11 protein-coding genes are annotated in these 11651 nt (G+C 62.5%); 2 read left to right on the plus strand and 9 right to left on the minus strand.

All coding sequences use genetic code 11. The features are described from left to right. Positions 1 to 41 precede the first annotated feature (41 nt). From coaD to ACU680_RS15920, 4 genes are all read right to left on the minus strand, one after another. A complete protein-coding gene (gene coaD, locus ACU680_RS15905; protein ID WP_003229157.1) occupies positions 42 to 521 on the minus strand; it encodes a pantetheine-phosphate adenylyltransferase in 480 nt (159 codons plus the stop codon). Between the two features lie 115 nt (positions 522 to 636). Beyond that, positions 637 to 2232, minus strand: a complete 1596-nt coding sequence (locus ACU680_RS15910; protein WP_448179932.1) for a GMC family oxidoreductase — start codon at positions 2230 to 2232, stop codon at positions 637 to 639. A 130-nt stretch (positions 2233 to 2362) separates the two neighbouring features. Next, positions 2363 to 2908, minus strand: coding sequence for a twin-arginine translocation pathway signal protein (locus ACU680_RS15915; RefSeq protein ID WP_400762477.1), 546 nt, complete (start codon positions 2906 to 2908; stop codon positions 2363 to 2365). 28 nt (positions 2909 to 2936) lie between these two features. Further along, positions 2937 to 4367 carry a coniferyl aldehyde dehydrogenase gene (locus ACU680_RS15920; RefSeq protein WP_448179933.1) on the minus strand — a complete coding sequence of 477 codons (1431 nt, stop codon included), beginning with the start codon at positions 4365 to 4367 and terminating at the stop codon, positions 2937 to 2939. A gap of 145 nt (positions 4368 to 4512) precedes the next feature. Between ACU680_RS15920 and ACU680_RS15925 the strand changes: the two genes are divergently transcribed. Continuing rightward, a complete protein-coding gene (locus ACU680_RS15925; protein WP_007964152.1) occupies positions 4513 to 5184 on the plus strand; it encodes a TetR/AcrR family transcriptional regulator in 672 nt (223 codons plus the stop codon). Positions 5185 to 5215: 31 nt separating this feature from the next. Beyond that, positions 5216 to 6070, plus strand: a complete 855-nt coding sequence (locus ACU680_RS15930; protein WP_448179934.1) for a sulfurtransferase — start codon at positions 5216 to 5218, stop codon at positions 6068 to 6070. Positions 6071 to 6171: 101 nt separating this feature from the next. Here ACU680_RS15930 and ACU680_RS15935 read toward each other — a convergent pair whose 3' ends face one another. The 5 genes from ACU680_RS15935 to ACU680_RS15955 all read right to left on the minus strand — a co-directional run bounded on the left by ACU680_RS15935 (position 6172) and on the right by ACU680_RS15955 (position 11563). After that, on the minus strand, positions 6172 to 7014 hold the full coding sequence (locus tag ACU680_RS15935; RefSeq protein WP_448180048.1) for a helix-turn-helix domain-containing protein: 843 nt from the start codon (positions 7012 to 7014) through the stop codon (positions 6172 to 6174). Further along, positions 7011 to 8009 (minus strand): hydrolase, encoded by a 999-nt coding sequence (locus ACU680_RS15940; protein ID WP_448179935.1) that lies wholly within the window; start codon positions 8007 to 8009, stop codon positions 7011 to 7013. The genes ACU680_RS15935 and ACU680_RS15940 overlap by 4 nt, the downstream gene beginning before the upstream one ends. A 113-nt stretch (positions 8010 to 8122) precedes the next feature. Beyond that, entirely contained in the window at positions 8123 to 8728 is a 606-nt protein-coding gene (gene rsmD / locus ACU680_RS15945; RefSeq protein WP_367086087.1) for a 16S rRNA (guanine(966)-N(2))-methyltransferase RsmD, read from the minus strand. Further along, positions 8728 to 10215 (minus strand): M16 family metallopeptidase, encoded by a 1488-nt coding sequence (locus tag ACU680_RS15950; protein ID WP_448179936.1) that lies wholly within the window; start codon positions 10213 to 10215, stop codon positions 8728 to 8730. The genes rsmD and ACU680_RS15950 overlap by 1 nt, the downstream gene beginning before the upstream one ends. Then, positions 10208 to 11563: a M16 family metallopeptidase gene (locus ACU680_RS15955; RefSeq protein WP_448179937.1), complete on the minus strand. Its 1356-nt coding sequence runs from the start codon at positions 11561 to 11563 to the stop codon at positions 10208 to 10210. Before ACU680_RS15955 ends, ACU680_RS15950 begins: the two co-directional genes overlap by 8 nt. Positions 11564 to 11651: the final 88 nt, after the last annotated feature.

Below are 11651 nucleotides of genomic sequence, written 5' to 3' on the forward strand. Positions count from 1 at the left end.
AGCTGCGATCAAAAAACAAAGATCGCAGCCTTCGGCAGCGCCTACTTTTTGAAGCGCAGGGTCAGCGCGTCAGCCACGGCGGGGTGGACGAATTTGCTGATATCGCCGCCCAGCGCGGCAATTTCCCGCACCAGGGTCGAGGAAATGAACGAATAACGCTCGGACGGAGTAAGAAACAGACTCTCCACGTCCGGGGCCAGTTGGCGGTTCATGTTGGCCAGCTGGAATTCGTATTCGAAGTCCGACACCGCACGCAGGCCACGCAGGAACACATTGGCGTTCTGCTCTTTGGCGAAATGCGCCAGCAGCGTCGAGAAGCCGACCACTTCGACGTTGGGCAGGTGCTTGGTGACCTCGCGAGCCAGTTCAACCCGTTGTTCCAGCGGGAACAGCGGATTTTTCTTCGGGCTGGCGGCGACCGCAATGATCACGTGATCGAACAGGCGCGAGGCGCGTTCGACCAGATCGCCATGGCCCTTGGTAATAGGGTCGAAGGTACCTGGGTACAACACTCGGTTCATCGCGTCGTCCTGGCGGGAGTCCGTTGGGGAGTCGGATGGTATCGCAGCCGTCCCGGTCGGCCAAGTCGCCTGTTGGGTAAGAAAGCACTATAGACGCCGTGATAAACCGGTTTTTTCACGGATTTCTCAGTCGATCGGCGAGGGATGTCGCCAATTGCGCGGTCAGGCCATACACCGACAATTGCGGGTTGGCGCCAATGCTGGTGGGGAACAGCGAGCCATCGTGAATCGACAGATTGCTCAGTTGATGATGCCGACCGAGGCTGTCGGTGACCGCGTTTTTCGGATCTTCGCCCATCGCGCAACCGCCCATTACGTGGGCGCTGCCCAGGCGTGTGCGATACAGCTCAAGGCTCAAACTGTCGATCAATGTGCGCGCTTCGGCCAGATTCTTCACGTAGCGTGCGTCGGCGTGCATCGGCATCACGGTTTTGGCGCCGCCGGCAAACTGGATCTCGGCCATGCTGTGAAAGGCGCGGCGCAGGCCTTCCCAGGCGTAAGGGGAGACCTGATAGTCAAGCACTGGCGAGCCATCGCCGCGCAACTCGACACTGCCGCCGGGGCTGTCCGGATGGAAACCGTCGCGCAGCAACGCGAGCATCGCGTGGGTGTGCGGCAGATCAGCCATGTGTTCGGCGTTCTGCTGGCCGAAGCCACCGAGCAGCGTCGCCGCCAGCGCGGGTTGCAGCGGCGGCACTTCGAGTTTGTAGCCCATCGGCCCGCTGGTGCCGTCCTTCCATTGGAAATGATCCGAGTAGATCGACTGCGGCGCGCCGTAGAACGGGTTGATCACTTCGTCGAAACGCCCAGCGGACATGTTCACCAGATGCAGAAAGGTACGTTTGCCGAGGCGCTGATGCGGATCCGGTGCATCCGAGCGCAGCAACAGGGCAGGACTGTTGATGCCACCACCGGCCAGCACGTAATGCCGCGCCTTGATCGTGATTTTGCGTCCGGTCGGCGCGACGCAACGTTCGTCCATCGCCACGCATTGCAGGCCGGTGATCTTGTCGCCGCTGATCAGCAGTTTTTCCGCGCGGGCCAGGTACAGCAACTCGCCGCCCTTTTCCAGGGTTGCCGGGATGGTCGTGACCATCATCGACTGCTTGGCGTTGGTCGGGCAGCCCATGCCGCAGTAACCGAGGTTCCAGCAGCCGCGCACGTTGCGCGGGATCACGTGCCAGCTGTAGCCGAGTTGTTCACAGCCTTTGCGGATTACGTCGTTGTTGGCATTGGGCGGAACCATCCACGGCGCGACGCCCAGACGCTGTTCCATTTTCTCGAACCATGGCGCCATTTCGGCAGGGCTGTGGCCTTTGACGTTGTGCTCTTTCGCCCAGTGTTCGAGGGTCGGCTCGGGTGTGCGGAAGCTCGATGTCCAGTTGATCAGCGTGGTGCCGCCCACCGCACGGCCCTGGAGGATGGTGATCGCGCCGTCCTTGCTCATGCGGCCGATGCCTTCCTGATAGAGGCTGCTGTAGGCCTGGTCTTCGAGCATCTTGAAGTCGGAGCTGGTCTTGAGCGGGCCTTCCTCGATCAGCAGCACCTTGTAGCCGGCGGCGCTGAGGATTTCTGCGGTGGTGCCGCCACCGGCACCGCTGCCGATGATGGCCACGTCGGCTTCCAGCGTCAGGTCGCCGGTCAGTTGTGCGCCGTTGTAGGTTTTCCAGCCACGGGCGAGGCCTTCGCGGAACGGGTCGGGTACGGGCATTGATCAGGTTCTCTTTATTATTCTGGGTGCGGTGGTGTGCCGGCTGGCGCCTTCGCGAGCAAGCCCGCTCCCACATTGAAATGCATTCCCTTGTGGGAGCGAGCTTGCTCGCGAACGGCGCGACTCGATTTCAGACCGTGGGCGGGCCGGGATAGCCGCAATGCGCCCAGGACTCAGCGCGGGTGTACCAGGCCATCATCACCATTTGCTGCAATGAGCTGTGGCCCATGCGCAGCAGGCTCAATGAACTGTTCTGCCAGCGCTCGAGGAAGTTGCGCATCGCCTCGGGGCTGGCGTTTTCCCAACTGCCCCAAATGCCCGTGAGCGGCCCGCGGGTGACCGCCATGCCGAGCACATCGAACAATTGCCGGGTGAGTTTGAGCATCTCTGGCGACAGGTGATCGAGGCTGTAATCCAGCGACTTGAGGGTGCCATCGACGGCGCCGGGCATTTTTTCGCTCGCCACGGCGCCTTCGAGCATCACCGGAATCAGTGCGCGCAAAAACAGCAGGTCGCCGTCGCGCAGGGTGACGAAGCCATTGGCCGCGACACTCGATGAACAACCACTGAGGCTGGCGCCGAGGCCGGCGGTGGCGAGAAATGCTGTGGCGCCGAGGCTGAATTTCAGCAGGCCACGGCGCGACAGGGCAGGTGTTTCGGTCAGGCTTGGGTGCATTGTTGTTATTACCCGGCGGTGACGACGATTAGCGGATGAACAGCTTCTGGATCAGTTTCTGGATCGATTTGCCGTAAGGCGGGTAGATCAGCTTCGCGGCATTGAAGCGCTGTTTGATCAGCACGCCCTTGGCCTTGCTGAAAGTCAGGAAACCTTCGTGGCCGTGATAGTGGCCCATGCCCGACGGGCCGATGCCGCCGAATGGCATGTCATCCTGCGCCACGTGCAGCAGGGTGTCGTTCAGGCACACGCCACCGGAATGGGTTTCGTGCAGCACGCGGTTTTGTTCGCGCTTGTCGTAGCCAAAGTAATAAAGCGCCAGAGGTCGCGGGCGTTGATTGATGTAGGCAAACGCCTGATCGAGATCCTGATACGGCACGATCGGCAGCAACGGGCCGAAGATTTCGTCCTGCATCACGGTCATCTCGTCAGTGACGTTGAGCAGCAGGCTGTGCGGCATGCGCCGGCCCTGGCCCTGTTCGAACAGCGGGATCAGCAGCGCGCCCTTGCTCGTGGCGTCGCTGACATAACCGTTGAGCCGGGCCATTTGGCGCTCGTTGATGATCGCGGTGTAGTCCGGGTTGTCAGCGAGGGTTGGATAGAAATTGTTCACTACCTGGCGATAGGCTTCGACGAACGCACCGACGCGGTCTTGCGGCACCAGCACGTAATCGGGGGCAACGCAGGTCTGCCCGGCATTCAGGGTCTTGCCGAAGGCGATGCGTTCGGCGGCGTCCTTGAGCGGCACGTCGCGGGAAACGATGGCGGGGGACTTGCCGCCCAGTTCGAGGGTCACCGGGGTCAGGTTTTCCGCTGCGGCGCGCATCACGTGTTTGCCGATGCTGGTGGCGCCGGTGAACAGCAGGTGATCGAAGCGCAGACGGGAAAACGCCACGCCGATGTCGGCCTCGCCGAGCACCACGCAGACCAGGTCTTCGGGGAAAATCCGCCCCAGCAGAGTCTTGAGCAACTGGCCGGTGGCCGGGGTCGATTCGCTGAGCTTGAGCATCACCCGGTTGCCCGCCGCGAGTGCGCCGACCAGCGGGCCGATGGCCAGATACAACGGGTAGTTCCACGGGACGATGATGCCGACCACCCCGAGCGGCTGGTACACGACCTTGGCCGACGCCGGCTGAAAGGCCATGCCGACTTTGCGCCGTGACGACTTCATCCAGCCGTTGAGGTGGCGGCTGGCGTAATGGATGCCGTGCAGGCTGGGCATCAGCTCGGCGAGCAGGGTTTCATCAGCGCTGCGATGACTGAAATCCGCGCTGATGGCATCGACCAGCGCCTGCCGCTCGTTGCTGAGCAACTCACGCAACGCCTTGAGCCACTGTTGGCGTTGTTCTGCCGCTGGCATGGGGTTGGCGGCATAGGCGGCGCGTTGTGCCGCGAACAGCCGATCAAGCTCTTCCAGAGGCTGTTGCAGCGTTTGCAGATAAGCAATGTCGGCAGTCATGGTCGGCTCCGGATTTATTGTAGTGATGACTTTCTAGAGTCTATGCTCTAGAAAGTCAAATGACTTCCCGACACAGCTTTGTTTTATCAAGTTCCGGTTAGGTCGTAAGATGCCCCTCACCGCACTCTGAATTAAAGCTCAAGCCATGGCCCCACGAATAAAAACCAGCGAGCGCATCGTGCAGAACAGCCTCGAACTGTTCAATCAGCAGGGCGAGCGCAGCATCAGCACCAATCACATTGCCGCGCACATGGAGATTTCTCCGGGCAACCTGTACTACCACTTCCCCAACAAGCAGGCGATCATCGCCGTGCTGTTCAGTGAGTACGAGAGCCTTGTGGACAGCTTTCTGCGCCCGCCGCAGGGGCGCGCCGCCACGGTCGAAGACAAGCGCTATTACCTCAAGGAGTTGCTGTCGGCGATGTGGGGCTACCGCTTTCTGCATCGCGATCTCGAGCACCTGCTCGACAGTGACCCGGATCTGGCCGCGCGCTACCGGCGTTTCTCCCAGCGCTGCGTGATCCAGGGCATGGCGATCTACGAGGGTTTCGTCGCCGCCGGCATCCTCAAGATGGACCGGGTGCAGATCGAATCCCTGACGATCAATGCCTGGATCATCCTCACCTCGTGGGTGCGCTTTCTGTGCACCACCCGGGAAAACTCCAACCACCTCAGCGAACAGGCCATCAAGCGCGGCGTGTATCAGGTGCTGGTGCTGGAAGCCGGATTCGTCACCGATCAGGCCCGCGAAGAGGTGAATGCCTTGTTCGACGAGTTCTACGTGCCGCTGGCCCAGGCCCTCGAGGAAGGGCGCTAAACCATTTCGAAGTCGCTCACAGGAGTCCGTTATGCCGATTGCGCAACTGCTCAGCCCGAATGCACTGGATGCCCGCAAGGAGCAGCCGGGGCTGGTGATTCTCGATTGTCGTTTTGCCCTCGAAGACCCGGACTACGGGCAGCGCAGCTATGCCGAAGGACACATCGCCGGCGCCCGCTTCGCCGACCTTGAGCGCGATCTCAGCGGCAAGGTGATCAAAGGCGTCACCGGACGTCACCCGCTGCCTGAGCCCGCGGCGTTGATCGAGCGTCTGCAGGCCTGGGGCATCAATGCCGACAGCGATGTGGTTTTGTACGACGACGGCCCCGGTGCCTATGCGGCCCGCGCCTGGTGGTTGCTGGCGTGGCTGGGCAAGCGCGACGGCGTGTTCATTCTCGACGGCGGGCTCAAGGCCTGGCACGCCGCCGGTCTGCCGCTGAGCCTGGATGCGCCGTCGGTCAGCCGGGGCAATTTCAGCGGTCAGCCGGACATGAAACTGCTGCTGAGTGCCGAACAATTGCACAAGCGGCTTGATCAGCCATCGCTGACGTTGCTCGACGCCCGGGCCTTGCCGCGCTTCAAGGGTGAGGTGGAGCCGATCGATCCGATCGGCGGGCACATTCCCGGCGCGCAATGCGCAGCGTTTACCGAAAACCTTGGCAGCGACGGACGCTTCCTGCCGGCGGAGCAGCTCAAGCAGCGCTTTGCCGCGAAACTAGGTGATCGTTCGCCAACAGAACTGGTCGCCTATTGCGGCTCCGGGGTGACGGCGTGTCACAACCTGTTTGCGTTGTGCCTGGCGGGGTATCCGCTGGGTTCGCTGTATGCCGGGTCGTGGAGTGAGTGGATCAACGAGCCTTCCCGGGGCATAGCCACGGGCGAGTAATCCCGACTGTAGGAGTGAGCCTGCTCGCGTTAGCGTTGTGTCTGTCGACATCAATGTTGCCTGATCAGCCGCCATCGCGAGCAGGCTCACTCCTACAAGGGTTATTCGGTGTTTGAAGAGGGGCGTCGGGCACTGCGATACGCCGCCGGCCCCACGCCATAAACCTGCTTGAACTGCCGGCTCAGATGACTCTGATCGGCAAAGCCCAACTGCATGGCGACTTCCACCGGCAGACAACCACTCTGCAATAAACCCCGGGCGGTGGCGATGCGCTGCTGCATCAGCCAGGTGTGCGGCGGCATGCCGGTGGCGCGGCGAAATACCCGGGCGAAGTGGAAGGGCGACAGGTTCACCGCAGCCGCCAGTTCTTCCAGCGACGGCGGCGCAGCCAGTTGCGCATGCAGCAGCTCCTTGGCCATCACCACCGCGCGGTGCTCCTTGCCCGGTTTGCCGTTGATCTGCACCGCCGCATGTCGCTGCAACAGCAACATCATCATTTCGCGCCACATCGTTTGCTGTTGCAGCGCGGTGGCCGGGCTTTCCAGCAAGCGATGCAACTGACAGAAACCGTTGACCAGATCCGGGTCGCGGTACAGCGTCGCGCCAAACGCCGGCATCGGTGCGGTAGGCAGTTCCAGTTCTTCGAGCAGGGACACGATCTGCCCGGTATCGGGATAAAACGCCCGGTACAGCCAGCCGTCTTCGGTGCCCTTGTGGCCGGTGTGCAATTCGTCCGGGTTGATCAGCACCAGGGTGCCGCTGCCCGCAAGGTGTTCGGCGCCGCGATAGCGATAACGCTGGGCACCGGCCATGATCATACCGATCACATAACCGTCGTGGACGTGCGGGGCGAAGCGATGCTCGATGTAGCGCGCCGACAGCAACTCGACCCCGGCCAGCGGCGCGGTTTGCCAGAAACGGATCGACTCGCCCTGATCGCTCATGACGTCACACGGGCCAGCCATTGCGGGATGCGCCGTTCCAGGTAGTAACCGGGTTGGCGGAATGTGCCATCGACAAAGCCGACATGCCCACCCTTGGCCTGCAGCTCGAACCGGGTGCTGGCGGACAACTCCTCGGCGGTCGGCAGGCTGTGGGGAAACACGAACGGATCGTCAGCGGCCTGAATGATCAGGGTCGGCGTGCGGATTTCGCCGAGAAAGTAGCGACTCGACGCCCGGCGATAGTAATCCTCGGCATCGGTAAAGCCATGCAACGGTGCAGTGATTCGGCCATCGAAGTCCCAGAAGGTGCGCATGTTCTCCAGCGAACCGAGCGCCGCCAGAGCCGCCAGGCCATCCTCGCGCCCGTCGTGCTGGAACTGGCGTTGCTTGTTCTTGATGTAGGCGACCATCTCGCGCATGAAGTGCGCCTGATAGACCTTGGAAAACCCCTGGCCAATGCGGTCGGCACACTGATCAAGCCGAAACGGCACCGACACCGCCACTGCACCGAGCACGCCGCTGTCGCTGCCGGTCTCGCCCAGATGCTTGAGCAACACATTGCCGCCCAGGGAATAGCCCACCGCATACAGCGGCGCCAGCGGGCGCTTGGCGCGCAGGTGTCGGATGGCTTCGGCGAGGTCTTCGCTGGCGCCGGAGTGATAGCTGCGCGGCAAAAGATTGGGTTCGCCGGAGCATCCGCGCCAGTTCAGCGCGACACTGGCCCAGCCTTGCGCGGCGAGTGCCGCCTGGATCCCGGCAACGTAAGGCGAATTGGATGAACCGGTCAGCCCATGCAGCACCAGCACCAGCGGCGCCTCGGCGCTGTGCGGGCCGTGCCAGTCGAGATCGAGGAAATCCCCGTCGTCCAGCCACAGGCGTTCACGCTTGCGATCAAGGTGCACGGTTTTGCGCCACAGCGGCCCCCACAAGGTTTGCAGGTGCGGATTGCCGAGGCCGAAGGCGGGGGTGAAGCGTTCAGTTTCCAGAGGGCACACACCTTTTGTGGCGAGGGAGCTTGCTCCCGCTGGGGCGCGAAGCGGCCCTTTTTTGGGACTGCTGCGCAGTCCAGCGGGAGCAAGCTCCCTCGCCACAGGGTTGTTCAATACGTTCAGTTAACAGCCATACGTTGCCACAACGCGTAGTACACCCGCCCGGATTTCTGTTCGCGGTGCAGGCGCCAGTTGCCCGGCAGGCCCAGCGTCGAAGGCGCGGTTTCGCTTTCAGTGTAGATCCACGAATCCGGCGCGAGCCATTGGCGCTCTTCCAGCAAAGTGCAGACCGCTGGCAGCAGGTTCTGGTTGAACGGCGGATCGAGAAATACCAAGTCGTACGGCGTGGCGACCTGGGTTTCCAGATAGCGCAGCGCGTCCGCGGTCTGCACCTGGCCGTTGGTGCAGCGCAGGGTGCCGAGGTGTTCCTTCAGGCTCGATACCGCGACGTGGCTGGCATCCAGCGCCTGACCCATGGCTGCGCCACGCGACAGTGCCTCGAGAAACAGTGCGCCGCTGCCGGCGAACGGGTCCAGCACCTTGGCCCCGGCCACATACGGTGCGAGCCAGTTGAACAGGGTCTCACGCACGCGATCCGGTGTCGGGCGCAGGCCCGGCGCATCGGGGAAGCTCAGTTTGCGGCTGCGCCATTCGCCGCCGATGATGCGCAACTGGTTCACACCGTTGTGAACGTTCTGCGCAGGTTTTTTAGGACGAGTAGCCATTAATGCTCCGGAACCCCGAGCGGTTGCTCGGCAGGTTTATCAGATGGGGCCGGTAACGGCTTTTGCGGCACGGTCGGGCCAGCGCTGACGATGACCAGTTTGTCCGTGCTCAGGTGTTTGTTCATCGCGTCTTTGACCTGCTCGACAGTCAGGCTCTGGGACTGACGCATGAAGTCATCCAGATAGCTCAACGGCAGATTATAGAAGCCCATGGCGCCCAGCTGGCCGACGATATCGGCGTTGCTCGCGGTGGACAGCGGGAAGCTGCCGGCCAGTTCGCGTTTGGCGTCGTCGAGTTCTTTCTGGGTCGGGCCGGTCTTCAGATAATCGGCGAGCACGTCCTGCACCAGTTTCAGGGTGCCTTCGCTCATTTCCGCGCGGGTCTGCAGGTTGATCATGAACGGGCCGCGAGCCTGCATCGGGCTGAAACCCGAGTACACGCCATAGGTCAGGCCACGCTTTTCGCGCACTTCGCTCATCAGACGCGTGCCGAAGCCGCCGCCACCGAGGATCTGGTTGCCCATCGACAGCGCCGCGTAATCCGGGTCGTCACGGTCGATACCCAGTTGCGCGAGCAACAGGTTGGTCTGCTTCGACGGAAACTCGATGTGATTGACGCTGGCCTTCGGTTCCTGCGGCTGGGCGATCTTCGCCAGCGCCGGGCCTTTAGGCAGGGCGCCGGAGACCTGATTGGCAATCGCCTCGGCTTCAGCACGCGACAGGTCGCCGACCAGTGCGATCACCACGTTGCCGGCCGCATAGGCCTTGGCGTGGAACTCACGCAGTTGCGCCAGTGTGATCTTCGGCACGCTCTGCGGGTTGCCGTCGCTGGAATGCGCATACGGGTGGTCGCCGTACAAACGCTTCATCAACTCAAGGCTGGCGAGTTTGCCGGGGTTCTGTTTCTGGTATTCGAAACCGGCGAGCATCTGGTTCTTGATGCGCGCAAAGGAATCGGCCGGGAAGGTCGGTTTGCCCACCACTTCCGAGAACAGCTTCAGCGCCGGTTCACGTTGCTCGGCGGCACTCAGGCTGCGCAGCGAAGCCAGCGCCATGTCCTTGTAGGCACCGTTGCCGAAATCCGCACCGAGGCCTTCGAAGCCTTGGGCGATGGCGCCGACGTCCTTGCCGGCCACGCCTTCGTTGAGCATGGCGTTGGTCAGGACTGCCAGACCCGGTGCATTGCCGTCCTGGCTGCTGCCGGCGGCGAAGATCAGACGCATGTCGAACATCGGCAGCTCATGGGCTTCGACGAACAGCACCTTGGCGCCTTCAGCAGTGTTCCAGGTCTGCACGTCGAGCTTGCGGCTGGCCGGAGCCTTGCCATCGAGTTCGGCCAGCGATTGCAGTTTCTGGCTGGTCTTGGCGTTATCCAGCGCTTCGCTGGCGTCGGTTTTGACACCGGGCATCAGATAGAACGCGGCAGCGCCGATCACTGCAATGGCGATCAGGCCGAGCAACAGGCGTGGGGATTTGCGCTCACTCATGAGTCGTCTCCAGTGGCAGGACATGGGCGACGCTGAGACGTTCGCGGGTGAAATACAGCTTGGCGGCGTTCTGGATGTCTTGCGGGGTCACGCTTTCCAGATCGGCGAGTTCGGTGTCCATCAGTTTCCACGACAGCCCGACCGTTTCCAGTTGGCCGATGGCGGTGGCCTGGCTGGTGATTGAATCACGTTCGAATACCAGGCCGGCAATCACTTGTGCCCGCACGCGCGCCAGTTCTTCGGCGGACGGTGCGGTGGTTTTCAGCTGTTCCAGCAATTTCCACAGACCGGCTTCAGCTTGCGCCATGGTCTTTTTCTTCTGCGTGTTCGGTGTCGCCGACAGGGTGAACAGGGTGTCGCCCCGGGTGTAGGCGTCGTAGCTCGAGGAACCGCCGGAAACCAGCTCTTCGCCGCGTTCCAGTTGCGTCGGGATGCGCCCGCTGTAGCCGCCGTCGAGCAGCGCCGAAATCAGCCGCAGGGCGTTGACCGAGCGCTTGTCTTCAGCGGTGGCGATGCTGGGCACGTTGAAACCGAGCATCAGGCTGGGCAGCTGGGTCTGCACATGCAGGGTGATCTGGCGCTCACCCGGCTCGGCCAGTTCCAGCGGTTTCTTCGCCGATGGCACGTCGCGCTTGGCAATCGGCCCGAAGTAGCGTTGGGCGAGGGTCTTCACTTCGTCCGGGGTGACGTCGCCGACCACCACCAGCGTGGCGTTATTCGGCACATACCAGGACTGATACCAATGCCGCAGCTCTTCGACCTTCATCCGGTCCAGGTCCGCCATCCAGCCGATGGTCGGCGTGTGGTAGCCGCTGGCCGGGTAAGCCATCGCCTTGTAGCGCTCGTAGGCCTTGGACATCGGCTTGTCGTCGGTGCGCAGGCGACGCTCTTCCTTGATGACTTCGATTTCCTTGGCGAATTCGTCGGCCGGCAGGCGCAGGTTGGCCATGCGGTCGGCTTCCAGTTCGAAGGCCACGCCCAGACGGTCGCGGGCCAGCACCTGGTAATAGGCGGTGAAGTCGTCGCTGGTGAAGGCGTTCTCTTCGGCGCCCAGGTCGCGCAGGATCAGTGAGGCTTCGCCGGGGCCGACTTTCTCGCTGCCCTTGAACATCATGTGCTCGAGCGCGTGGGACAGACCGGTCTGCCCCGGGGTTTCGTAGCTGGAACCGACCTTGTACCAGACCTGCGACACCACCACCGGCGCGCGATGATCTTCGCGCACGACGACCTTGAGGCCGTTGTCGAGGGTGAATTCGTGGGTCGGTTGCGGGTCGGCCGCCAGGGCCGAAAGGGGCAGGCAGACTGTGCTGAGCAGCAGGCCTGCAGCGCGGCGGGCTAGAGCATTCATTCGTTTTTTAACCTGTTGGGCTGCCCGCTTGGTCTTAGCGTCGGCGGGCGAGAGGGTGCTAGGATACTGATCCGTTTTACCGGCGACC

The organism is Pseudomonas sp. LF020 (assembly GCF_053456425.1).

Excerpts from the sequence above, each read along its gene's own strand:
- coaD (WP_003229157.1), bottom strand. The coding sequence starts at position 521 with ATGAACCGAGTGTTGTACCCAGGTACCTTCGACCCTATTACCAAGGGC.
- ACU680_RS15910 (WP_448179932.1), bottom strand. The coding sequence starts at position 2,232 with ATGCCCGTACCCGACCCGTTCCGCGAAGGCCTCGCCCGTGGCTGGAAA.
- ACU680_RS15915 (WP_400762477.1), bottom strand. The coding sequence starts at position 2,908 with ATGCACCCAAGCCTGACCGAAACACCTGCCCTGTCGCGCCGTGGCCTG.
- ACU680_RS15920 (WP_448179933.1), bottom strand. The coding sequence starts at position 4,367 with ATGACTGCCGACATTGCTTATCTGCAAACGCTGCAACAGCCTCTGGAA.
- ACU680_RS15925 (WP_007964152.1), top strand. The coding sequence starts at position 4,513 with ATGGCCCCACGAATAAAAACCAGCGAGCGCATCGTGCAGAACAGCCTC.
- ACU680_RS15930 (WP_448179934.1), top strand. The coding sequence starts at position 5,216 with ATGCCGATTGCGCAACTGCTCAGCCCGAATGCACTGGATGCCCGCAAG.
- ACU680_RS15935 (WP_448180048.1), bottom strand. The coding sequence starts at position 7,014 with ATGAGCGATCAGGGCGAGTCGATCCGTTTCTGGCAAACCGCGCCGCTG.
- rsmD (WP_367086087.1), bottom strand. The coding sequence starts at position 8,728 with ATGGCTACTCGTCCTAAAAAACCTGCGCAGAACGTTCACAACGGTGTG.
- ACU680_RS15950 (WP_448179936.1), bottom strand. The coding sequence starts at position 10,215 with ATGAGTGAGCGCAAATCCCCACGCCTGTTGCTCGGCCTGATCGCCATT.
- ACU680_RS15955 (WP_448179937.1), bottom strand. The coding sequence starts at position 11,563 with ATGAATGCTCTAGCCCGCCGCGCTGCAGGCCTGCTGCTCAGCACAGTC.